Annotated in this window: 19 protein-coding genes; 1 reads left to right on the top strand and 18 read right to left on the bottom strand. The window is 64.7% G+C overall.

Features of this window, described 5'->3' with window-relative positions:
* Positions 1-307: 307 nt before the first annotated feature.
* On the bottom strand, positions 308-3,094 hold the full coding sequence (gene secA, locus AC56LV_RS19460; protein ID WP_499560054.1) for a preprotein translocase subunit SecA: 2,787 nt from the start codon (positions 3,092-3,094) through the stop codon (positions 308-310).
* A 279-nt stretch (positions 3,095-3,373) separates the two neighbouring features.
* On the opposite strand from secA, the gene AC56LV_RS19455 reads away from it, so the two are divergent.
* Positions 3,374-3,865 (top strand): DciA family protein, encoded by a 492-nt coding sequence (locus AC56LV_RS19455; RefSeq protein ID WP_499453511.1) that lies wholly within the window; start codon positions 3,374-3,376, stop codon positions 3,863-3,865.
* Positions 3,866-3,893: 28 nt separating this feature from the next.
* Here the strand turns inward: AC56LV_RS19455 and lpxC are convergent, their stop codons facing one another.
* From lpxC to rsmH, 17 genes are all read right to left on the bottom strand, one after another.
* A complete protein-coding gene (gene lpxC, locus AC56LV_RS19450; RefSeq protein ID WP_499560053.1) occupies positions 3,894-4,829 on the bottom strand; it encodes a UDP-3-O-acyl-N-acetylglucosamine deacetylase in 936 nt (311 codons plus the stop codon).
* Positions 4,830-4,880: 51 nt separating this feature from the next.
* On the bottom strand, positions 4,881-5,723 hold the full coding sequence (locus tag AC56LV_RS19445; RefSeq protein ID WP_499504300.1) for a DMT family transporter: 843 nt from the start codon (positions 5,721-5,723) through the stop codon (positions 4,881-4,883).
* Between the two features lie 227 nt (positions 5,724-5,950).
* Positions 5,951-6,454, bottom strand: a complete 504-nt coding sequence (locus AC56LV_RS19440; RefSeq protein ID WP_332533075.1) for a peroxiredoxin — start codon at positions 6,452-6,454, stop codon at positions 5,951-5,953.
* Between the two features lie 126 nt (positions 6,455-6,580).
* Positions 6,581-7,780: a cell division protein FtsZ gene (gene ftsZ / locus AC56LV_RS19435; protein ID WP_499501015.1), complete on the bottom strand. Its 1,200-nt coding sequence runs from the start codon at positions 7,778-7,780 to the stop codon at positions 6,581-6,583.
* A gap of 163 nt (positions 7,781-7,943) precedes the next feature.
* Positions 7,944-9,176, bottom strand: coding sequence for a cell division protein FtsA (gene ftsA, locus AC56LV_RS19430; protein WP_183557224.1), 1,233 nt, complete (start codon positions 9,174-9,176; stop codon positions 7,944-7,946).
* Positions 9,177-9,189: 13 nt separating this feature from the next.
* On the bottom strand, positions 9,190-10,026 hold the full coding sequence (locus AC56LV_RS19425; RefSeq protein WP_183557221.1) for a cell division protein FtsQ/DivIB: 837 nt from the start codon (positions 10,024-10,026) through the stop codon (positions 9,190-9,192).
* 5 nt (positions 10,027-10,031) lie between these two features.
* Positions 10,032-11,021, bottom strand: a complete 990-nt coding sequence (locus AC56LV_RS19420; RefSeq protein ID WP_499560052.1) for a D-alanine--D-alanine ligase — start codon at positions 11,019-11,021, stop codon at positions 10,032-10,034.
* A gap of 2 nt (positions 11,022-11,023) precedes the next feature.
* On the bottom strand, positions 11,024-12,412 hold the full coding sequence (gene murC, locus AC56LV_RS19415; RefSeq protein ID WP_499560051.1) for a UDP-N-acetylmuramate--L-alanine ligase: 1,389 nt from the start codon (positions 12,410-12,412) through the stop codon (positions 11,024-11,026).
* Positions 12,409-13,494, bottom strand: coding sequence for an undecaprenyldiphospho-muramoylpentapeptide beta-N-acetylglucosaminyltransferase (murG, locus tag AC56LV_RS19410; protein ID WP_499560050.1), 1,086 nt, complete (start codon positions 13,492-13,494; stop codon positions 12,409-12,411). The genes murC and murG overlap by 4 nt, the downstream gene beginning before the upstream one ends.
* Positions 13,491-14,708 (bottom strand): putative lipid II flippase FtsW, encoded by a 1,218-nt coding sequence (ftsW, locus tag AC56LV_RS19405; RefSeq protein ID WP_183557212.1) that lies wholly within the window; start codon positions 14,706-14,708, stop codon positions 13,491-13,493. The genes murG and ftsW overlap by 4 nt, the downstream gene beginning before the upstream one ends.
* Positions 14,708-16,201, bottom strand: a complete 1,494-nt coding sequence (murD, locus tag AC56LV_RS19400) for a UDP-N-acetylmuramoyl-L-alanine--D-glutamate ligase (protein WP_499560049.1) — start codon at positions 16,199-16,201, stop codon at positions 14,708-14,710. Before murD ends, ftsW begins: the two co-directional genes overlap by 1 nt.
* Positions 16,201-17,370: a phospho-N-acetylmuramoyl-pentapeptide-transferase gene (mraY, locus tag AC56LV_RS19395; RefSeq protein WP_499560048.1), complete on the bottom strand. Its 1,170-nt coding sequence runs from the start codon at positions 17,368-17,370 to the stop codon at positions 16,201-16,203. Before mraY ends, murD begins: the two co-directional genes overlap by 1 nt.
* Position 17,371: 1 nt before the next feature.
* Positions 17,372-18,742, bottom strand: coding sequence for a UDP-N-acetylmuramoyl-tripeptide--D-alanyl-D-alanine ligase (locus AC56LV_RS19390; protein WP_499560047.1), 1,371 nt, complete (start codon positions 18,740-18,742; stop codon positions 17,372-17,374).
* The gene (locus tag AC56LV_RS19385) at positions 18,742-20,277 is read right to left on the bottom strand and encodes a UDP-N-acetylmuramoyl-L-alanyl-D-glutamate--2,6-diaminopimelate ligase (RefSeq protein ID WP_499560046.1); all 1,536 of its coding nucleotides are present in this window, start codon (positions 20,275-20,277) and stop codon (positions 18,742-18,744) included. Before AC56LV_RS19385 ends, AC56LV_RS19390 begins: the two co-directional genes overlap by 1 nt.
* Positions 20,277-22,052 (bottom strand): peptidoglycan D,D-transpeptidase FtsI family protein, encoded by a 1,776-nt coding sequence (locus tag AC56LV_RS19380; RefSeq protein WP_499501008.1) that lies wholly within the window; start codon positions 22,050-22,052, stop codon positions 20,277-20,279. Before AC56LV_RS19380 ends, AC56LV_RS19385 begins: the two co-directional genes overlap by 1 nt.
* Positions 22,049-22,321: a cell division protein FtsL gene (gene ftsL, locus AC56LV_RS19375; protein WP_499501007.1), complete on the bottom strand. Its 273-nt coding sequence runs from the start codon at positions 22,319-22,321 to the stop codon at positions 22,049-22,051. The genes AC56LV_RS19380 and ftsL overlap by 4 nt, the downstream gene beginning before the upstream one ends.
* The gene (gene rsmH / locus AC56LV_RS19370; protein ID WP_499560045.1) at positions 22,318-23,277 is read right to left on the bottom strand and encodes a 16S rRNA (cytosine(1402)-N(4))-methyltransferase RsmH; all 960 of its coding nucleotides are present in this window, start codon (positions 23,275-23,277) and stop codon (positions 22,318-22,320) included. Before rsmH ends, ftsL begins: the two co-directional genes overlap by 4 nt.
* Positions 23,278-23,282: the final 5 nt, after the last annotated feature.

Genomic DNA, 23,282 nt, shown 5'->3' with positions numbered 1-23,282 from the left:
GTGATAACCAACCGCCCCGGTGCAGCGCCGCGGTACTATCGAATCGGGAAAGTGATGCCCAGCCTCGGCTGCGCATATGGCTACACGGTTTGGCGCTGGATATTGGAAGGTTCAACACAATATCCAGCACTCTGCGCCCTTCTGCACGGCAGTAAACCATGGCTGCCTGACACTGGACGTGCGATAGAGTCGCCTTGATGCCCTGTCAGAAGCGATCAACTTTCATTAGGAAGAAAGCGAATCAAGCACCAAAAGAAAAACGGCCGGGTTTCCCCGGCCGCCTCTACATGCTACCTGCCTGCTGCGCTTACGCCAGCTTGCCGTGGCACTGCTTGAACTTCTTGCCGCTGCCGCAAGGGCATGGATCGTTACGACCGACCTTCACGCCCATGTAGCTGCTGTGGTCTTCCGCCGACACCGCGTCGCCTTCGCCGCCCTTGTTCGGGTTCGGATTGAACAGCTCTTCCGGCGCAGCCGACGGGTTGTAGTCGGCGTGCTGGTAGTTGACGTTCTCGAGCTGGGCTGCTTGCGCTGCCATCGCTGCTTCGGCTGCTTCGACTTCTTCACGCGACTGGATATGCACCGTCATGACGGTGCGGATCACTTCGTTCTTGATCAGATCCAGCATGTTCGAGAACAGCTCGAACGCTTCGCGCTTGTATTCCTGCTTCGGGTTCTTCTGTGCGTAGCCGCGCAGGTGGATACCCTGGCGCAGGTGGTCCAGCGCCGCGAGGTGTTCGCGCCAGTGGGTATCGACGCTTTGCAGCATGACGTTGCGCTCGAAACCACCGAACGATTCGCGGCCCACGATGCCGACCTTGCTGTTGTACGACGTTTCGGCCGCCGTCAGCACGCGCTCGAGCAGGTCGTCGTCGTTCAGGTTCGGCTCGTCCTGCAGCATCTGCTGCAGCGGCACGTTCAGGCTCCACTCGCCTGCCAGCGTCGTTTCCAGCGCCTTGACGTCCCACTGTTCTTCGACCGATTCGGCCGGCACATGGATGCGCACCTGGTCGGTGAACACGCCCACGCGCAGCGAATTGATCATCTCGCTGATGTCGGTCGCTTCGAGCAGTTCGTTACGCTGGGTGTAGATCACCTTGCGCTGGTCGTTGGCGACGTCGTCGTACTCGAGCAATTGCTTGCGCACGTCGAAGTTGCGGGCCTCGACCTTGCGTTGGGCCGACTCGATCGAGCGCGAGACGATGCCTGCTTCGATCGGTTCGCCTTCCGGCATTTTCAGGCGGTCCATGATCGCGCGCACGCGGTCGCCGGCGAAGATGCGCAGCAGCGCGTCGTCCAGGCACAGGTAGAAGCGGGACGAACCCGGATCGCCCTGACGGCCCGAACGGCCGCGCAGCTGGTTGTCGACGCGGCGCGATTCGTGGCGCTCGGTGCCGATGATGTGCAGGCCGCCGGCATTGACCACGTGGTCGTGCAGCGATTGCCATTCGTCGCGCAGCGTCTGCGACTGGGCCGCTTTCTGTTCCGGGCTCAAGCTGCCATCGGCTTCGATGAGCTGGATCTGCTTGCCCATATTGCCGCCCAGGACGATGTCGGTACCACGGCCGGCCATGTTGGTGGCGATGGTGATCATCTTGGGACGGCCCGCCTGCGCCACGATTTCCGCTTCGCGTGCGTGCTGCTTCGCGTTCAGGACGTTGTGCGGCAGGTTGGCCTTGGTCAGGATGCCCGACAGGAGCTCGGAGTTCTCGATCGAGGTGGTGCCCACCAGAACCGGCTGGCCGCGCTCGTAGCAATCGCGGATGTCCATGACCATCGCGTTGTACTTCTCGTCGGACGTCTTGTAGACCTGATCCTGGCGGTCCTTGCGCTGCGACGGCCGGTTCGGCGGGACGACGACGGTTTCGAGACCGTAGATTTCCTGGAATTCGAACGCTTCGGTGTCAGCGGTACCGGTCATGCCGGCCAGCTTGCCGTACATGCGGAAGTAGTTCTGGAACGTGATCGAGGCCAGGGTCTGGTTCTCGTTCTGGATGCGCACGCCCTCTTTCGCTTCGACGGCCTGGTGCAGGCCATCCGACCAGCGGCGGCCCGTCATCAGGCGGCCCGTGAATTCGTCGACGATGACGACTTCGTTGTTCTGCACCACGTAGTGCTGGTCCTTGTGGTACAGGACGTGGGCGCGCAGCGCCGCGTACAGGTGGTGGATCAGCGTGATGTTGCCGGCGTCGTACAGGGACGCGCCTTCGGGCAGCAGGCCCATCTCGGTCAGGATCGCTTCGGCGTGCTCGTGGCCCGATTCGGTCAGCAGCACGGTGTGCGCTTTCTCGTCCTTCAGGTAGTCGCCCGGGACTTCGATCTTGCCCTTGCCGTCCGGGGTTTCTTCGCCGATCTGCTGGACCAGCTGCGGCGGGACCGCGTTCAGGCGGATGTACAGGTCGGTGTGGTTCTCGGCCTGGCCCGAGATGATGAGCGGCGTGCGCGCTTCATCGATCAGGATCGAGTCGACTTCATCGACCACCGAGAAATTCAGGCCGCGCTGGACGCGCTCGCGCAGGTCGTAGACCATGTTGTCGCGCAGGTAGTCGAAGCCGAATTCGTTGTTGGTGCCGTACGTGATGTCCGAGCTGTAGGCTTTCTGCTTGCTGTCGTGGTCGAGCTGCGACAGGTTGACACCGGTCGTGAGGCCCAGCCAGCCGTACAGCTGGCCCATCTGGTCAGCATCGCGCTGCGCCAGGTAATCGTTGACGGTAATGACGTGCACGCCCTTGCCCGACAAGCCGTTCAGGTAGACCGGCAGGGTGGCCATCAGGGTCTTGCCCTCGCCCGTGCCCATCTCCGCGATCTTGCCCTGATGCAGGACCATGCCGCCGATCAGCTGGACGTCGAAGTGGCGCATCTTCATCACGCGCTTGGCCGCTTCACGGCAGACGGCGAATGCTTCCGGCAGGATCTCGTCGAGGGTCGTGCCCTTGGCCAGCCGGTCCTTGAATTCAGGCGTCTTGGCTTGCAGTTCCGCGTCCGAGAGCTGCTCCATCTGTGGCTCGAGCGCGTTGATGACACGCACGGTCTTTTGATATTGCTTGAGCAGTCGCTGGTTGCGACTGCCGAAAATCTGGGTCAGGAATGACATGCTTGGTTTCTAGTATTAAATACGCCGCAATAGACGCCAATGAGGGAGCCAAGATGATATCAACAGATTTCACCAAAGACCGCGTTAGGCAAATAACCACTGATTTTATCATGCGATTCGGCCACACTTGGGGATCGTGGGCAGGATAACAAGTCCCGCAGGGACAGAAACGTTATCAGACTGCCTCGTATGGCCTGCAAAATCCCACCCTGCATTGCCCGCGACCCGGCGCTGTGCCGGGGTTTCCCCATCTGCCGCGCGCTGTGGTATGTTCCGAGCATGCAGCAACCTCCCCCAAAGCGCCCGGTCCACATCTTCGGCACCAAGAACCGGCAGACCTCGCACGCCGCCACCGACTTCCTGCGCTCGAACGACCGCCTGGCCAGCCTGATGCCGGCCATCACGCGCATGGCGCGCCTGCAGGCCGATTGCGCCGCGGCGCTGCCGGCCGTGTTTCACAATTGCGATGTGCTGTCGTTCCAGGAAGGGGTATTGATTCTGGCTGTGCCCAGCTCGGCGCTGGCGGCGCGGCTCAAGCAGATGCTGCCCAAGCTGCAGAGCACGCTCATCGGGCGCGGCTGGCAGGTGGAGTCCACCCGCATCAAGGTGCAGGTCACGCGCGCGCTGCCCGACAAACCCGAGATGCGCACGCTGGAGCTGCCGCCGACGGCCGTGCGCGCGTTCGAGGAACTGGCCGCGTCACTGCCGGACGACAAGCACAATCACGATCTGGTGGCCGCGCTCAGGGCGCTGGCAGCGAAGAGAAAATAAGAGAAAATAAACGCAGGCAGCGCAGGGATCAGCTCTGCGCCCACTCCCGCGTCATCTGCTTGACGTACGACGGCGGCGCTGTATCGAGCGCATCGAAGCTGACGATCTCGTACGAATCCGGCTGCGCCAGCAAGGCGCGCAGCAGATCGTTGTTGAGCGCGTGGCCCGACTTGTGGGCCGTGTAGCTGGCCAGCAGCGGGTGGCCCACCAGGTACAGGTCGCCGATCGCATCGAGGATCTTGTGGCGCACGAATTCATCTTCGTAGCGCAGGCCGTCGGCATTGAGGATGCGGTATTCATCCATCACGATCGCGTTCTCGAACGAGCCGCCGCGCGCCAGTCCCATGCCACGCAGGCTTTCCACGTCCTGCATGAAGCCGAAGGTGCGCGCACGCGCCACGTCGCGCACATAGGTGATGTCGCCGAAGTCCACGCTCGCGCGCTGCATCGTGCCATCGACCGCCGGATGATTGAATTCGATGAAGAAGTCGAGCTTGTAGCCGTTGTGCGGCGACAGGCGCGCCCACTTTTCGGCCGCGCCGCTGCCCTGGCGCACTTCGACGTCCTTCAGCACGCGGATGAACTTGCGGGCCGACGACTGCTCTTGCACGCCGGCCTGCTGCAGCAGGAACACGAATGACGACGCCGAACCGTCCATGATCGGGATTTCCTCGGCCGTCACGTCGATGACGAGGTTGTCGATGCCCAGGCCCGCGCAGGCCGACATGACGTGTTCGACGGTCGAGACGCGCGCATCGTCCTTGATCAGGACCGACGCCATGCGCGTATCGCCCACGACGTGCGCGGAGCTTGGGATGGACACGATCGGGTCGAGATCGACCCGGCGAAACACGATGCCCGTGTCCGGACCGGCCGGGCGCAGCGTGAGTTCGACCTTGCGGCCCGAGTGCAGTCCGACGCCCGTGGCGCGGACCAGTTCCTTGATGGTTCGTTGTTTCAGCATGGATCGATTATAGCCCAGCGCTCCCGGCGCTGCTGCGCCCTCCCCTGCTCGTCAAGGATGCTCGGCTTCGACGTGCTCTTTCTCGTGGCGGATCAGATACAGGCCGCTGCCGATGATGATCGCCGCGCCCAGCAGCGTGTAGCTGTCGGGCAGCGCGCGCCACAGCAGCCAGTCCAGCCCCACGCCCCAGGCCAGCGCCGAATACTCGAACGGCGCCACGCTCGACGCCTCGCCGCGCGAAAACGCTTCGGTGATCGCCAGCTGGCCGATGAAACCCGACACCGCCAGGCCGCACAGGATCGGGATGTCACGGGCCGACATTGGTACCCAGTCGGGCGCGGCCAGGGCGCCGGCACCGATGGCGATCAGCACCATCAGCCAGAACACCGTGTGCTCGCTGCGGTCGGTCCGTGACAGCACGCGCACCGTGATCGCCGAGACGGCGTAGCAGGCGGCCGACCCCAGCACCGCCAGGCCGCCCACCGTCAGAAAACCCGCGCCGCTGGGACGCAGCACCACCAGTACGCCAATCAGGCCGACGCCGATCGCGAGCCAGCGCGCCAGGTCGACGCGCTCGCGCAGCAGCAGCACCGACAAGGCCGTAATCAGGGCCGGCGCAATGAAGAAGATCGAATAGGCTTCGGCCAGCGACAGCTTCTGCAGGCCGAAGGCGAACAGCGCCAGCATCAGGATGCCCAGTCCGGCGCGCAGCAGGTGCATCGGCCAGCGTACGCGCAGGATGCCGGCAAACGCGCCGCGCCAGGCCACGTACAGGGCAATCAGGGGCAGTGAACAGATGGCGCGCAATGCGGCGACCTGCAGCGCCGGATAGCGCGCCGACAGCAGCTTCATGGCCGTGTCCATCAGGGCAAACATGAAGACGGCAAGCAGCATCGCGTAGATGCTGTACAGGTTTCCTGATGGGCGCTTCACGGTGAGGTTGTCCTGGTTGGAGGTAAAAAAAAACGGCGCCGCGGCGCCGATGTCGTTCAGTCAGAGTTTGTTGAACGCGTGGACGGGAAACCCGTCCACCCTACGAACTGCCCTGCACCGTAGGGTGGATGGCTATGCCGTCCACGCGTTCAACGCACCGTGGCACGCCACGAAAAGGATGACCGGAATCAGCCCAGCTTTTCAAGCATCGCTTCGGCGCTCGAGGCTTCGACGCCCTTGGCATCCAGGTCCAGCGTCTTGACCACGCCATCCTCGACCAGCATTGCGTAGCGCTTCGAGCGCACGCCCATGCCGTGGGCCGAGTAATCGTTGTCCAGGCCCAGCGCCTTGGTGAACGTGGCGTTACCGTCCGCCATCATGCGCACGATGCCGGTGGCTTTCTGGTCGCGGCCCCAGGCGCCCATCACGAACGCGTCGTTGACCGAGATGCACCAGATTTCATCGACGCCCTTGGCTTTGAGCGCGTCAGCGTGCTTGACGTAGCCCGGCACGTGCTGCACCGAGCAACCCGGCGTGAACGCGCCCGGCAGGCCGAAGATCACGATCTTCTTGCCCTTGACCAGATCCGCGACCTGGAACGTGTTCGGGCCCAGGCTGCAGCCTGCGGTTTCGTTCTCGATGAATTCGGCCAGCGTGCCGTCGGGCAGGCGTTCGCCAATCTGGATGCTCATGTTCGCTCCTGTGAAGGTTGTGTGAATCCGGCCATTATCGCCGATCCGGGCCCCGGACGTAAAAAGGGCCAGCTCGCGCCGGCCCTTTCAACGGCAGCTGGCTCGCGCCAGCCGTCATGCCAAAACTCAATCCGCCTGCTTGCGCAGGAACGCCGGAATGTCGTAGGTCTCGACGCCATTGCGCTGCATCGCCTGCACCTGCTCGGATGCCTGCTCGCGGCGCCACACGGCCGGCTGCTTCATGCCGCCCAGCGCGTCGGCGCTGGCCTTGCCGGCGGTCAGGCCGCCCGGCACGGCTGCGGCGCCCTGCATCACTGGCGCGTCGTAGGTACCGGTGCGCATGACCTGCTGCGGCTGGACCAGCTGAATCGACTTCTTGTTCTTGCCCAGGCCCGTTGCGACCACGGTCACGCGGATTTCGTCGCCCATGCTGTCGTCGTAAGCGATACCCTGTGCGATCGACGCGTCCGGCGCGGCGAAGGCGCGCACGGCGGCCATGACTTCCTTGATCTCTTTACCTTTCAGGCCACGGCTTGCGGTCACGTTGACCAGCACGCCCTTGGCGCCCGACAGGTCGATACCGTCGAGCAGCGGCGAGGCGACAGCCTGCTCGGCGGCGATGCGCGCGCGGTCGACGCCGGCGGCAGTCGCGGTGCCCATCATGGCCTTGCCCTGCTCGCCCATGATCGTCTTGACGTCGTTGAAGTCGACGTTGATATGGCCTGGCACGTTGATGATCTCGGCGATACCGGCGACCGCGTTGTTGAGCACATCGTCGGCGTGCTGCATCCAGTCGAGCATGCTTTCGTCTTCGTAGATGTCTTCGAGCTTTTCGTTCAGGATGACGATCAGGGAGTCGACGTGCTTGGTCAGTTCTTCGAGACCCGCTTCGGCCACGTCCATGCACTTCTGGCCTTCGTACGAGAACGGCTTGGAAACGACAGCCACGGTCAGCGCGCCCATCGCCTTGGCCACTTCGGCCACGATCGGTGCGGCGCCGGTACCGGTGCCGCCGCCCATGCCGGCGGCGATGAAGACCATGTGCGCGCCGCGCAGTGCGTCTTCGATGCGCGAGCGCGATTGTTCGGCGAGCTGGCGACCGACTTCAGGACGCATGCCTGCGCCCAGGCCAGAGTCACCGATCTGGATGATGTTGCCGGCGCTCGATACGGCCAGCGCTTGCGCGTCCGTGTTCGCGGCGATGAACTCGACACCGGATACACCTTTATTGATCATGTGCTGAACCGCGTTGCCGCCGGCGCCACCGACGCCCACGACCTTGATCACGGTCCCCAGTGCTGCGTTATCGACCATATCGAACTCCATGATGTGCTCCCTAATTTTCAAAGTGCAGTTCCGGGAACGAGGCCTGTGCGTATCTGGTTCGCCGCCTCAAACCGGTATCTGCGATTGTATGTAAAAAACTGTAATTCGTGATGAAATTTCGCTACCTAATTTGTTACCAAGTGCTAGTGCGATTGCATGTGCGTCAGAAGTTCCCCGCGATCCACTCCTTCATGCGCTGCCAGACTGCCTTCACCGAACCATCCTGGCGCGTGACGATGTGCCCGCGCAGGTACTGTTTCTTTGCTTCGAGCAGCAAGCCAAGCACGGTGGCGTAGCGGGGGCTGCGCACCACATCGGCCAATTGCCCGCGGTAGTCCGGCGTGCCGAGGCGTGCCGGTTTGAGGAAGATGTCTTCCGCCATTTCGATCATGCCGGGCATGATCGCGCTGCCGCCAGTCAGGACGATGCCGGACGACAGCACGCCTTCGTAGCCCGATTCGCGCACGGCCTGGTGCACCATCGCGAACAGCTCCTCCACCCGGGGCTCGATCACGGCCGCCAAAGCCTGGCGCGACAGCGCGCGCGGGCCGCGGTCACCGAGACCTGGCACTTCGAGTGTCTCGCCCGGGTCGGCCAGCACCTGCTTGGCCACGCCGTAGCGGATCTTGATATCTTCGGCTTCGCCGGTCGGCGTGCGCAGTGCCATCGCGATGTCGCTGGTGATCTGGTCGCCCGCGATCGGGATCACGGCCGTGTGGCGGATCGCGCCGTCCGAGAACACCGCGATGTCGGTGGTGCCCCCGCCGATGTCGATCAGCACCACGCCCAGTTCTTTCTCGTCGACCGTCAGCACCGCGTCGGCGGACGCCATCGGCTGCAGGATCAGGTCCGAGACCTCGAGACCGCAGCGGCGCACGCACTTTACAATGTTTTGTACTGCGGAGACCGCACCGGTGACAATGTGCACCCGCACTTCGAGGCGGATGCCGCTCATTCCGATCGGCTCGCGCACGTCTTCCTGGTTGTCGACGATGAATTCCTGCGGCACCGTGTGCAGCAATTGCTGGTCGGTCGGGATATTCACCGCCTTGGCCGTCTCGATCACGCGCGCCACGTCGGTCGCCGTGACTTCCTTCTCCTTGATCGCCACCATCCCGCTCGAATTGAACGAGCGGATATGGCTGCCGGCGATGCCGGCGTAGACGTTGCGGATCTTGCAATCCGCCATCAGCTCGGCCTCTTCCAGCGCGCGCTGGATCGATTCGACGGTGGCCTCGATGTTGACGACCACGCCTTTCTTCAATCCCCTGGACTCGTGCTGACCCAGCCCGATCACCTCGTGGCGTCCGTCGGACATCACTTCGGCGACCACGGCCACCACCTTGGAGGTGCCGATGTCGAGACCGACGATCAGGTTTTTCGCGTCTTTTGTCATTGCTGTAGCCTGCTCAGATTTGCTTGGTTGTTGTATTGGTTTTTGTATTCGGTGCGGCTTTGGGCTTCTTGGCTGCCTTGACCGGCTTGGTCGCATCCAGCGGCACGTTCAGCGCCGCCGACGACAAGGCCAGTCCATTCGGATAGCGCATATCGATCGTATCGATACGGCCCTCCTGCAGCCGGGCCACCAGCTGCGGGTACACGCCGACCAGGCGCGCGACGCGCTTGTTCAACGTGTTGCGATCCTGTTCGCGTCCCAGTTCGACGCTCATGCCATTATCCAGCTTCACGGTCCATGCATAGCGATTCGATAGCGACAACGCGTGCGGCACCAGCGCCACCTTGGCAAACGCCGTGCGCAATTCGTTAAAGCGCGCCAGCACATCCTTCTCGCTGCCCACCGGTCCATCGAACTCCGGCAGCGTCTGTTCATCGTCGGCTTCGGCGATATTGGCCGTAAACACGTCGCCCTTGACCGACAGCAGGCGGCCTTCGTCGCCCCAGGTGCCGAGCGCCTCGTGTTCCTCGACCTCGACCACCAGCGCGTTGGGCCATTCGCGGCGCACCGTGGCGCGGCGTACCCAGGGCACGGTCTCGAACGTCGCGCGCACCTGCTCCAGGTCGGCGGTAAAGAAGTTGCCGCGAATTTTACCGACCACGCCGTTGCGCACGGTCAGTTCGTTCACGTGTTTCAGGTCGATCCCGTACATGCTCTCCACCGTCACCGAGCCCAGTGCGAACATCGGGCGCTGCGACAGCCACCAGACGCCGGTCACCAGCGCGGCGAGCACCGTCAGCGCCGTCAGGAAGCTGGCGGTTGCATTGAGGGAGCGGACGTCATGCCACATTGCGCTCAGTCCTTCACGTCGGGTTGCGCACCCCGGTTGCCCATCTTGAGCCGGGCCGAACGCAGGATCTCGACGCACAGATCCTCGTAGCCGATGCCCACCGCGCGCGCCGCCATCGGCACCAGCGAGTGCGTCGTCATGCCCGGGGACGTGTTCACCTCGAGCAGGAACGGGCGCATATCGCTCTCGCGCACCAGCACGTCGACGCGCCCCCAGCCTTCGCAGCCGAGCGCCCGGTAGGCATTCACCGCGTGACGCTGGATCTCCTGCGTCAGTTCTTCCGGCAACGCCGCCGGGCAGTGGTACTTGGTGTCGTCGGTGAAGTACTTGTTCTGGTAGTCGTACTTGCCTTCGGGCGCGACGATCTCGACGATCGGCAGCGCGCGGGCAGCGGCGCCCTGCCCCAGTACGGCGACCGTGAATTCGCGGCCGGTCACGAACTGCTCGATCAGCACCGCATCGTCCATGCTGGCCACGAGCGCGATCGCGTCCGCCAGCTGATTGCGGTCGGTGACCTTGGTAATGCCGATGCTCGAGCCTTCGAGCGGCGGCTTGACGATCAGCGGCAGGCCCAGTTCGGCCACCAGCGCATCCAGATCGGTGTCGGCGTCGACCGTCGCGTACTTCGGCGTTGGCACGCCTTCCATCAGCCACAGCTTCTTGGTGGTGATCTTGTCCATGCCGACGCTCGAGGCCATCACGCCGCTGCCGGTGTACGGAATGCCCAGCTGTTCGAGCGCGCCCTGCAGGCTGCCGTCTTCGCCGTAGCGGCCGTGCAGCGCGATGAACACGCGGTCAAAGCCCTGCGCAGCCAGGTCGGCCAGGCTGTGCGTGCCCGGATCGAACGGGTGCGCATCGATGCCGCGGCTTTTCAGCGCCTGCAGCACGCCGTTGCCGGAAATGAGCGAGATTTCGCGCTCGGCCGAGCGGCCGCCGAACAGGACGCCGACCTTGCCGAAGACGGTGGCATCGAGAAGTTGAATGGTCGTCGTCATGCTTAGCCTTTCGCGTTGGTCAGTTGTTGCGGGATGCCGCTGATCGAGCCGGCGCCCATCGTCAGCACGACGTCGCCGTCGCGCGCCACGTTCAGGATCGCGTCGCGCATCTCGGCAATGGACTCGACGAAGATCGGCTCGAGCTTGCCCGAGGTGCGCAGTGCACGCGCCAGCGCGCGGCCATCGGCGGCCACGATCGGCGCTTCGCCGGCCGGGTACACATCGGCCAGCAGCAGCACGTCCGGCGTGGCCAGCACCTTGACGAAGTCTTCGAACAGGTCACGCGTGCGGCTGTAGCGGTGCGGCTGGAAGGCCAGCACGAGGCGCCGGCCCGGGTAGGCGGCGCGCGCAGCGGCCAGCGTGACTTCGGTTTCCACCGGGTGGTGGCCGAAGTCGTCGACCAGCGTGAAGCTGCCGCCGGATGCCAACGCCACGTCGCCGTAGCGCGTGAAGCGGCGGCCCACGCCGCGAAATTCCAGCAGGCCCTGCGCGGTGGCTGCGTCGTCGATGCCGATTTCGCGCGCAATCGCAATCGCCGAGCAGGCATTGAGCACATTGTGCATGCCGGGCTGGTTCAGCACGAACTTGGTGTCGGCATAGCCTTCCTGGCGCACGGTGAAGTGCATGTGCGTGCCATCGGCGTAGGCATCAAAGGCGCGCACTTCGGCTTCTTCCGAAAAACCGTAGGTGGTGACCGGCTTGGTCACCTGCGGCAGGATCTCGCGCACGTGCTTGTCGTCGATGCACAGCATGACGCGGCCGTAGAACGGCAGGCGGTGCGTGAAATTGACAAATGCGCTCTTGAGCTTCTCGAAGTCGTGCTCGTAGGTTTCCATGTGATCGGCGTCGATGTTCGTGATCACCTCGATCATCGGCGACAGGTTCAGGAACGACGCGTCCGATTCATCGGCTTCGGCCACGATGTAGTCACCGCTGCCCAGCGCTGCATTGGCGCCGGCGGCGGTCAGGCGGCCACCGATGACGAAGGTCGGATCGAGTCCGCCCTGCGCCAGCACCGATGCGACCAGGCTGGTGGTCGTCGTCTTGCCGTGCGTGCCCGCAATCGCGATGCCGCGCTTTAAGCGCATCAATTCGCCCAGCATGATCGCGCGCGGCACCACTGGCACCTTGTTGGTACGGGCGGCCACCACTTCCGGGTTGGCTTCGTTGACGGCGGTCGAGGTCACGACGACGTCGGCGCCCGTGACGTGGTCTTCGTGGTGGCCCAGGTACACCCTGGCGCCCAGATCGGCCAGGCGCTGGCTGGCGGCATTGCTGCCCAGGTCCGAGCCCGACACCTGATAGCCGAGATTGAGCAGCACTTCGGCGATGCCGCTCATGCCGCTGCCGCCGATGCCCACGAAGTGGATGTTCTTGATCTTGTGTTTCATGCTGCTTTGACCCTTGCTGCCAGTTGTTCGAGTTCGCGCGCGATCGCCTCATTGGCGTCGCGCTGGCCGACGCGTGCTGCCGCCTGCGCCATGGCCAGGCACTGCTCGCGCGTCGTTTGCAGCAGACTTTGCAGCCGCTGTGGATTCAGTTCGCCCTGCGGCAGGTGCACGGCCGCGCCTTGCCCGTCCATCCAGATCGCGTTGTCGCGCTGGTGGCTGGTGGTGCTGGCCACGAACGGCACCAGCACGCTGGCCACGCCGGCCGCCGTCAGTTCGGACACCGTGATCGCGCCGGCGCGGCAGATCACCAGATCGGCGTCGGCATACGCCGCCGCCATATTGTCGATGAAGTCGACCACATTGGCCTGCACGCCTGCCTGCGCATACGCGGCGCGCAGCGCATCGATATTCTTCTTGCCCGACTGGTGCGTGACGATTGGCCTTGCCGCCGGGTCGATCAGGCTCAGCGCCGCCGGCACGCCATCGTTGAGCACCTTGGCGCCCAGGCTGCCGCCGACGACCAGCACGCGCAGCACGCCCGTGCGACCGGCGAAGCGTTCGGCGGGCGTGGGCAGATCGAGGATCTGCTGGCGCACCGGATTGCCGGTGACGACGGCCTTGCCGGCCGCCTTGCCGAAATCGGCCGGGAAGCCGAACAGCACGCGCTGCGCCAGCGGCGTGAGCGTCTTGTTCGACAGCAGCAGCGCGGCATCGGCATTGATCAGGGCCAGCGGGATGCCGGCGGCGCGTGCCATCATGCCGCCCGGCACCGTCACGTAACCGCCCATGCCCAGCACCACGTCGGGCCGGCGCACGGCCAGGTAGCGCCGGCAGGTCGCAAAGGCGGCTGCCATCTTGAGCGCGCCCTTGAGCGTGTGCGCCAGGCCCTTGCCGCGCAGGCCGGCGAAGTCGATCGTGTCCATGTCGATGCCGGCCTTCGGCACCAGATCGGTTTCCATGCCGTGGGCGGTGCCCAGCCAGCTCACTTCCCAGCCGCGCGCGCGCATCGTCTGCGCGATCGCGATGCCGGGGAAGATGTGGCCACCGGTGCCGGCGGCCATGATCATCAGCTTTTTGGTCATGTGCGGCCTCCGCGCATGCGCACGCGATTTTCATAATCGATGCGCAGCAGGATCGCCAGACCGACGCAGTTGAACAGCACGCCCGAACCGCCAAAGCTCATCAGCGGCAAGGTCAGGCCCTTGGTGGGCAACAGGCCCAGGTTCACGCCCATATTGATGAAGGTCTGCACGCCGATCCAGATGCCGATGCCTTTGGCGGCCAGGCCCGCGAACACCTGTTCGAGCGCGATCGCCTGGCGGCCGATGTCGAAGGCGCGCTTGACGAGCCAGTAGAACATCGCCACCACGACCAGCACGCCGACCAGGCCCAGTTCTTCGCCGATGACGGCCATGATGAAGTCGGTATGCGCTTCGGGCAGGTAGAACAGTTTCTCGACCGAGCCACCCAGGCCCACGCCAAAGATCTCGCCGCGCCCGAACGCGATCAGCGAGTGCGTCAGCTGGTATGCCTTGTCCAGTGCATTGCCCTCTTCCCACGGATTCAGGTAGGCGAACATGCGCGCCCGGCGGAATGGCGAGAGCGCGATGATCGCGCTGAAGATCACGACCAGCAGCGCGCCGATGCCGCCGAACCAGATAATGTTGATCCCGCCCAGGAACAGGATGCCCATCGCGATGCAGACGATCACGCCAAACGCGCCCAGATCCGGCTCCATCAGCAACAGGCCGCCCACGAGGCCAATGGCCACGACCATCGGCACGAAGCCCTTGGTCAGCTTGTGCATGTACTCTTGCTTCCTCACCGTGAAGTCGGCCGCGTACAGCACCACGGCGATCTTCATGATCTCGGATGGCTGCACCATGAACACCTTGAGCGAGAGCCAGCGGCGCGCGCCGTTGACCGACACACCCAGGCCCGGAATCAGCACCAGCACCAGCAGCACCAGCGTGCCGATGAAGATCATCGGCGCATGCCGCTGCCAGACCGCGATCGGCACGCGGAACACGACCGCGGCAGCCACCATCGAAACGAGGATGTAGACCGCCTGGCGGTACAGGAAGTATTCGTTGCGGTCTTGCAGATAGCGGAATTTCGGCGAATCGGGCAGCGCAATCGACGCCGAGTACACCATCACCATCCCGAACAGCATCAGGAGCAGCGTGACCCAGACCAGCGGCTGGTCGTAATCCATCATTTTCGACGGCCGGCTGCGCCCGTCGACGGTGGCGTCGACAGCATTGCCGGAAAACTTGAAGGGCAGCTGGAAGGCCATCAGATCTCCTGCCCTTTATCGAGTGCGATGTCGCGCACGGTCTCGACGAACACCTGCGCGCGGTGCGCGTAATTGGTGAACATGTCCAGGCTGGCGCACGCAGGGGAAAGCAGTACCGCGTCACCGGCACGCGCCAGACCGGCCGCGCGGCGCACTGCCTGCGGCAAGTCGTCGAGGTCGAACGCCGGCACGCCGGTCGCGTCGATCGCGGCGCGCACGGCGGGCGCATCGCGGCCGATCAGCAGCACGGCGCGGGCATACGCCGCCACCGGCTGGGCCAGCGGCGAAAAGTCCTGCCCCTTGCCGTCGCCACCGGCGATCAACAGGATCTGCTGGCCGGCGCCGGCGAAGGCCTTGCCCAGGCCCTGCAGCGCAGCGACGGTGGCGCCCACATTGGTGCCCTTGCTGTCGTCGTAATAGTCAACGCGGTCGATCGTGGCCACCAGTTCGACGCGGTGCGGTTCGCCCGCATACTCGCGCAAGCCGTGCAGCAGCGGCGCGAGCGGCAGGCCGCAGGCGCGGCACAGCGCCAGCGCGGCCAGCGCGTTGGCGGCATTGTGCAGGCCGCGAATCTTCAGGGCATCGGCCGGCATCAGGCGGCCCACGATGGCGTCGACTTTTTCGCGGGTTTCGCCGCGTTTGAGCTTCTTGTCGCTCGCCTCACCCGCCACGGAATTGGCCAGCCACAGCACGCCGCGTTCGTCGATCAGGCCGAAGCTGTCGGCGTCGACCGGTTCATCGGTCCCAAAGGTGAACAGCGGCGCATCGACCGCCATGCGCATCACGCGCGCATCGTCGCGATTCAGGACGCGCACGGTGTCCGGGCCAAAGATGCGGGCCTTGTCGGCTGCGTAGGCATCCATCGTGCCGTGCCAGTCAAGGTGATCCTGGGTCAGGTTCAGCACCGTGGCGGCGTCAGCCTTGAGACTGAACGTTGTATGCAACTGGAAGCTGGACAACTCGAGCACCCAGGCTTGTGGCAATTCGTTCGCATCGATCGACTCGCGCAGCACGTCCAGCGCGGCCGGGCTGATATTGCCGGCCACCCGCGTGGTCAAACCCGCGCGGCGGCACAGCAGGCCAGTCAGGCTCGTCACCGTCGTCTTGCCGTTGGTGCCCGTGATCGCGATGACCTTCGGCACATAGCCGTTGGTCTCGCGCAGGTGCGCCAGCGCCTGGGCGAAGAGTTCGATCTCGCCCCAGACGGGGATATCGCGCGTAGCAGCGGCCGGCATGATGGCGGCCAGTTCGCGATCCGGTGCAAGGCCCGGGCTGACGGCGACGAAGTCGACGCCCTCGAGCAGGTCGGCGCCAAATTCACCGGCGACGAACTGCGCATCCGGCGCGGCCGCGCGCAGCGCCGGCAGGCGTTGCGGTTCAGCGCGCGTATCGGCCACGCGCACGCGTGCGCCGCCCCGCGCCAGCCAGTGCGCCATCGCGAGCCCGGATTCACCGAGGCCCAGTACCAGTGCGAGTTTGCCGTCGTAGTTCATCAACGAAGTTTCAGTGTAGAGAGACCGACCAGGATCAGCACAATGGTCACGATCCAGAAGCGGACCACGACCTTGGTTTCGTTCCAGCCCTTTTGTTCAAAGTGGTGGTGCAGCGGCGCCATCAAAAACACGCGGCGGCCGGTGCCATAGCGCTTCTTCGTGTACTTGAACCAGGTCACCTGGATGATCACGGACAGCGTTTCGGCCACGAACACGCCGCCCATGATGAACAGGACGATTTCCTGGCGCACGATGACGGCGATCGTGCCGAGCGCGCCGCCGAGGGCCAGCGCGCCGACGTCGCCCATGAACATCTGGGCCGGGTGCGCGTTGAACCACAGGAAGGCCAGGCCCGCGCCGGCCATTGCGCCGCAGAAGATCAGCAGTTCGCCGGCGCCCGGGATGTACGGGATCAACAGGTACTTCGAGAACGTCACGCTGCCGGTCAGATACGCGAACAGGCCCAGGGCCGCGCCGACCATCACGGTCGGCATGATCGCCAGGCCATCGAGGCCGTCGGTGAAGTTCACGGCATTGGACGCGCCCACGATCACGCAATAGGTCAGCGCGATGAAGCCCCAGACGCCCAGCGGATAGCTGATGGTCTTGAAGAACGGGACGATCAGGTCGGCCTTCGGCGGCAGGCTCATCGAGAAGCCCGACTGCACCCAGGCGTAGAACAGCTGCGCGACTTCCCACGGGTTGGCGGCCGAGACCGAGAACGCCAGATAAAGAGCAGATGCGATACCTATGAGCGACATCCAGAAGTATTTTTCGCGCGAACGCATGCCTTCCGGGTCCTTGTAGACCACCTTGCGGTAGTCGTCGACCCAGCCGACGGCGCCGAAGCCCATCGTCACGACCAGCACCGGCCAGATCAGCCGGTTCGACAGGTCGCACCACAGCAGCGTCGAGATGCCGATCGCGATCAGGACCAGCACGCCGCCCATCGTCGGGGTGCCGTGCTTGGTCAGGTGGCTTTGCGGACCATAGGTACGCACGGCCTGCCCGACTTTCAGTTCGGTCAGTTTGCGGATGACGATTGGGCCGGCCACCAGGCCAATGGTGATGGCCGTGATGGTGGCGAACACCGCGCGGAACGTGAGGTAGTTAAACACGCGCAGCGGACCGATGTAGTCCTGGAAGTATTGTGCGAGCCAGAGAAGCATATTAGTGGGCGTCCTTGCCAAGGGGGGTTGATCCGGTCAGGTGCTGGACCACGCGTTCCATCTTCATGAAACGCGAGCCCTTCACCAGCACAGTCGCGTCCGTATTGCTGCCCAGTTTTTTATCCAGTGCTGCCAATAACTCGTCGAACTGCTCGTAATGCTGTGCTCCCGACGCGGCCAGATGGCGCGCCAGCTCGCCCGTCGCGAGCACGGTGTCGATGCCACGCGTGTGTGCGTAAGCCCCGATTTCTTCGTGAAATTCTTTTCCCTGCGCGCCGACTTCGCCCATGTCGCCCACCACCAGGATGCGCGGTGCGGGATACGCGGCCAGCACGTCGATCGCCGCGCGCATCGAATCCGGATTGGCGTTGTAGGTATCGTCAATGACGGTCGCGCCGCCCGCGGCCTGCTTGCGCTGCAGACGTCCGCCGACTGGCGCGAAGGCTTCGAGGCCGCGCACGATGGCGTCCGGTTTGACACCGGCGCCGACGGCGCAGGCGATCGCGGCCAGCGCGTTGCGCACATTGTGTTCGCCGGCCGCGGCCAGCTTGATGGTGAATTGCGCGCCGCGCGCGCTCACCTGCAGGTCGCTGCCAAAGCCGTTGCTCGTGTAGTCGGCGCGCACGTCGCAGGTGTCAGAAAGGCCAAACGTGATGACGTCGCAGGCAGCCAGGCCGCGCCACAAATCGGTGTACTGGTCGTCGCCCGGGAATACGGCCACGCCGTTTGGCGCCAGCGCTTGCAGCACGGCGCCATTCTCGCGCGCCACCGCTTCCACGGTATGCATGAATTCCTGGTGCTCGCGCTGCGCATTGTTCACCAGCGCGACCGTCGGCGCGGCGATGGCTGCCAGGCGGGCGATCTCGCCCGGATGGTTCATGCCCAGTTCCACCACCGCGGCGCGATGGGAGGCCGTCAGGCGGAACAGCGTGAGTGGCACGCCGATTTCGTTGTTCAGATTACCCTGCGTGGCCAGGCGCGCGTCCTCGCCCACTGCCGCCGCCAGGATAGCCGCGATCATTTCCTTGACCGTCGTCTTGCCGTTGCTGCCGGTGACGCCGATGACGGGCAGGTCGAACCCGGAGCGCCAGGCATGCGCGATGCGGCCCAGCGCAACCAGCGTGTCGGGCACGACGATCGCCGGCAGCGTCCAGCCGTCCGGCAGCGTCGACACCACGACAGCGGCCACGTCGCGCGCGGCGACCTGATCGAGGAAATCGTGGGCGTCGAACGACTCGCCGCGCAGCGCGACAAACAGCGCGCCGGCATCGACCTTGCGGCTGTCGGTCGACACGCCGCCAAAGGCGACATCCGCGCCGACGAGGCGCGCGCCGGGAATGGCCGCCACGAGTTGTGCAAGCGTACCGCGCATCAATGCGTCCTCAACATGGTAAGCCGCGCCGTCAATGCGAGCGAAGCGTGGTCCGTATCCGAAAACGGCATCTTGCGTCCCTTGATTTCCTGGTAAGGCTCATGGCCCTTCCCGGCCAGCAGGATCACGTCCTGTTTGGCCGCCTGTTTCACGGCCAGCAGAATGGCCGACGCGCGGTCTTCCACCGTCTGCAGGCGCGAGCCTGGGGCATTGGCATCCATCCCCGCCACGATCTGGGCGATGATGGCGCTTGGCTCTTCGCTGCGCGGGTTGTCGCTGGTGACGAGCACCTGGTCGGCGGCCTGCGCGATGCGGCCCATTTGCGGGCGTTTGCCCGGGTCGCGATCGCCACCGCAGCCAAACACGCACCACAGCTGGCCGCCGCGATCAGCCGCTACCTGGCGCAGCGCGTCCAGGGTTTTTTCCAGCGCGTCCGGCGTGTGCGCGTAGTCGATCACGACCATCGGTGCATCCTGCCCGCCCATCTGCTGCATGCGCCCTGGCGCCGGGACCAGCGATTCGATCGCCTCCACTGCGCTTTTGAGCGCCACGTCGCGCGCCAGCAAGGCGCCCAGCACCGCCAGCGTATTGCTCACGTTGTAGTTGCCCACCAGGCGGCTGCGAATGGTCGCGCTGCCCGCTGGCGTCTCGACCTGGCATTCGGTACCGGCGTTCTTGCTGCGCATGCCGCTCGCGCGCAGCACGGCCACACCTTCCGGCACAGCAGCATTGGCGTCCAGCGTATAGCCCGTCACGGCCAGTGCCGGGAAGTTCGCGCGCAGATGCGCCACCAGGCGCTGCCCGGCCGCATCGTCGAGGTTCACGATCGCGTGCTTCAGGCCCGGCCACTCGAACAGCTTGACCTTGGCCGCCTCGTAGCTGGCCATGTCGCCATGGAAGTCGAGGTGGTCGCGCGTCAGGTTCGTGAAGATCGCCACGTCGACATGCATCCCGGCCGTGCGCTGCTGCACCAGGCCGATGGACGAGGCTTCGATCGCCAGCGCCGTGACGCCCTTGCCATTCAGGTCCGCCAGCGTCTGCGCCAGCAGCACGGCGTCCGGCGTCGTGTAGCCGGTGACGTCGAACTGCGCTTCGGTCTTTGCCTTGGGCGCGATGACGCCCACGCCCAGCGTGCCGATCACGCCCGCGGTCTCGCCCAGGCGCGCCAGCGCTTGCGCGGTCCACAGCGCGCACGAGGTCTTGCCGTTGGTGCCGGTGACGGCGACGGTAAACATCGCGCTGTCCGGCTGGCCCAGCACCGCGTGCGCGATCGGGCCGGCCAGTTGCCTCAGGCCCGCCACGGCCAGGTGTGGCGTGGTGACTGTCTCGGGCCACGTGAAGTCCTGATCGTCATACACGATGGCGGCGGCGCCCGCGTCGGCAGCCGCGGGGATGAAGCGGCGGCCATCCTGCGCGTCGCCCGGACAGGCAAAGAACACGTCGCCCGGCTGCACGCGGCGCGAGTCGGAAACGAGACGGCCGCCCGGTGCGGCGGCGGCGATCCAGCTGCGGATGTCGTTCAGGCCTGGGCTCATCACATGCTCTCCTCTAATGGGACTTCCGGAATGATGATGTCCGTGATGGAGGAATCAGGCGGCACGTTGGCCGCGCGCAGCGCGCTGGCAAACAGGTCGGCGGCCGTCGGTGCGGCCACGCTGCCGCCGGTGCGCAGGGCGCCGCTCGGATCGTCGACCATCACGGCAATGATGAAGCGCGGCTTGGACATCGGCCCGATGCCGGCGAAATAGCCGATATTGTTGGTGCGCGAGTAGCGGCCGTTGACGATCTTCTCGGCCGTGCCGGTCTTGCCGCCGATGCGGTAGCCGGCCACCTGCGCCTTTGACGCCGTGCCTTGCGGGCCGACCACCGATTCGAGCATCGTGCGCACCTGCGCTGCGGTCTTGGGCGAAATCACCTGCTGGCCGACCGGCTCTTCGTTGACCTTCACGAATGACAGCGGAATGATGTCGCCGTTGCGGGCGAAGATCATGTACGAGCGCGCCATCTGCAGCAGCGAGACCGACAGGCCGTGGCCGAACGCCATGTTGGCGTACTCGATCGGGCGCCACGATTTCCATGGCCGCACGCGGCCGGCGGTCGCGCCAGGGAAGCCGAAGCGCGGCGCCTGGCCGTAGCCGACCTTGGTATACATCTCCCACATTTCCTGCGGCGGGATGCGCTGCGACACCTTGACGGCGCCGATATTCGACGACTTCTGGATGATGCCGCTGACCGTCTGCACGCCGTAGTTGTGCGTGTCGCGAATGCGCTTGCCCGTGATCGTCATCCAGCCCGGGTTGTTGTCGAACACCGTGTCTGGCGTGATGCGGCCCGTGTCCAGGCCCAGGCCGATGGTGATCGGCTTGATCGTCGAACCCGGCTCGAACGTATCGGTGATGACGCGGTTGCGCAGCTGCTCGCCGGTCAGCTTGGAGCGGTCATTCGGGTTGTAGGTCGGGTAGTTCGCCAGCGCCAGCACTTCGCCCGTATGGACGTCAAGCACCACGGCGGCGCCGGCCTTCGCATTGAACTTCTCGACGGCGTTCTTGATGCTGGTAAACGCAATGTACTGCAGCTTGCTGTCGACCGACAGCGTCAGGTCGCGGCCCTGGTGCGGTTCGCGGAACATGCCCAGATCTTCGGCGATGTGGCCCAGGCGGTCCTTGATCACGCGGCGGCTGCCAGGCACGCCCATCAGCGTTTTCTGGTGTTGCAGCTCCATGCCTTCCTGGCCCTTGTCTTCCACGTTGGTGAAACCGACCAGGTGGGTGACGACTTCGCCCTGCGGGTAGAAGCGCTTGTATTCCTTGCGCGTGTCGAGGCCATTGATCTTGAGCTTCTCGATTTCGGCGATGATCGGCATTTCGACCTGGCGTTTCAGGTAGACAAAGGTGCGGTCCGAGTCGAGCTTCTTGCGGATGTCGGCTTCGGGCATGCCCAGCAGCTTGGCCAGCGCCGTGATTTTTTCTGGCGGCGAGGCCAGCACATCTTCGGGGATCGCCCACACGGCGCGCACCGGCAGCGACGTGGCCAGCACGGCGCCGTTGCGGTCGAGGATGCGGCCACGCGTGGCCGGCAGTTCGAGCGTGCGCTCGTAGCGGCTCTTGCCCTGGCTTTGCAGGAACTGGTTCGATACGCCCTGCAGCCAGACGGCGCGCACGGCCAGCGCGGCGAACGACGCGAACAGGATGAACAGCATCAGGCGCGAACGCCAGTCGGGCAGGCGCACCGCAAGCACCGGACTCTTGGTGAATGCAACGCCCTTCGAGGCAGCAACGCGTGCGCCGGATTTGGAAGCACCGCGCGTCATGGGGCGCCTTCAGTCAGGTATTGGGTACGGGCGGGCGTGAGCGGCGCCATGTTCAGTTCGGAACGGGCGATCTGCTCGATGCGATCATTCTTGGCCAGGCGCGACTGGTCGAGCTGGAGCTGGTCCCAGTCGACGTCGAGCTGGCGCGCATGCTGCTGCAGGCGTTCGAGTTCGATCAGCAAGTGGCGCGCCTGGTAGCGGGCATTGACGACCGACAGCGCGCAGCCAACCAGCAGCGTGGTAAGAAGCACATTGACCTTCACGCTCATGTCGGCGTTCCCAGGCGTTCGGCGACGCGCAGCACGGCCGAGCGCGAGCGCGGGTTGTCCGATACTTCGGCATCCGATGGCTTGATCTTCGCGATCAGCTTCATCAAAGGCTGCGGCAGGTCGACTGCGCGGATCGGCAGGCGCCGGTCCGGTTGCTCGACATTGGCTTTGGATGCGAAGAACTGTTTGACCATGCGGTCTTCCAGCGAGTGAAAGCTGATCACCGACATGCGCGCGCCGGGCGCGAGCATGCTGTAGGCAGCCGTCAACCCCGCTTCGAGGTCTTCAAGCTCTTGATTGATGAAAATCCGGATAGCCTGAAAGGTCCTGGTTGCCGGATCCTTGCCTTTCTCCCTGCTTTTGACCGTGCTTGCCACGATTGCGGCAAGCTGTCGTGTGCTTGAAATTGGTTCGACTGCGCGGCGAGCAACAATCGCCTTTGCAATCTGAAAAGCAAACCGCTCTTCTCCATAATTGCGTATCACCTTTTCCAAATGGTTTTGCTCTGCCGTCGCGACCCATTCGGCCGCCGACATGCCGCGCGTGGTGTCCATGCGCATGTCGAGAGGACCGTCCTGGCGGAAGCTGAAGCCGCGGCTGGCGTCGTCGACCTGGGGCGACGAAATGCCCAGGTCGAGCAGGATGCCGTCGACCTGATGAATGCCGCGCGCGGCAAGCGCGTCGGCCATCGTGGCAAAGCTGTCGTGAACAATGCAGAAGCGCGGATCGTTGATCTGCTCCGCGGTTGCAATGGCTTGCGGGTCCTTGTCGAACGCGATCAGGCGCCCCTCGGGCGCCAGGCGCGACAGCAGCAGGCGGCTGTGACCGCCGCGACCGAAGGTCCCGTCTATATACGTACCGGAAGCACGTGCGCCGCTCAGCTCGAGCGCATCGACTGCTTCGTCAAGTAGCACCGTGCGATGCTGATAATCAGGCACCGTCAAAGAATCCGTCATCGGCG

The organism is Telluria sp. RB2R28 (genome assembly GCF_059685835.1).
This window is presented reverse-complemented; position numbering and strand designations above follow the sequence as displayed.